The sequence below is a fragment of the Streptomyces callyspongiae genome, assembly GCF_047200695.1.
GTDB lineage: Bacteria > Actinomycetota > Actinomycetes > Streptomycetales > Streptomycetaceae > Streptomyces.
The window spans coordinates 1-466 of sequence record NZ_JBJZOM010000056.1 but is presented as its reverse complement, the minus strand read 5'-3'; the positions used below and the strand labels follow the sequence as shown (position 1 = coordinate 466).

At 69.1% G+C, this 466-nt stretch carries 1 pseudogene; it reads left to right on the top strand.

Features of this window, described 5'->3' with window-relative positions:
• Positions 1–466: pseudogene (locus tag ACL06G_RS21495) on the top strand (M4 family metallopeptidase); the annotation flags it as partial.

The window sequence follows — 466 nt, the reverse complement described above, 5'->3', positions numbered from 1 at the left end:
ACCTCACCACCAGCGGCTCCAGCGGCAACTACCGCATGGAGGACAACCAGCGCGGCGGCCACACCACCCACGACGAGGACAACGGCGACGCGGTCTTCACCGACGCCGACGACGTCTGGGGCAACGGCAGCCCCTCCAACGCCCAGACCGCCGGTGTCGACGCCCACTACGGCGCCGCCCTCACCTGGGACTACTACCTCAACGTCCACGGCCGCGAAGGCATCCGCGGCGACGGCGTCGGCGCGAGCAGCCACGTCCACTACGGCAGCTCCTACGTCAACGCCTTCTGGCAGGACTCCTGCTTCTGCATGACCTACGGCGACGGCGAGAACGACCAGAAGCCGCTCACCTCCATCGACGTCGCCGCCCACGAGATGAGCCACGGCGTCACCTCGCACACCGCCGGCCTGATCTACAGCGGCGAGTCCGGCGGCCTCAACGAGGCCACCTCCGACATCATGGCCGC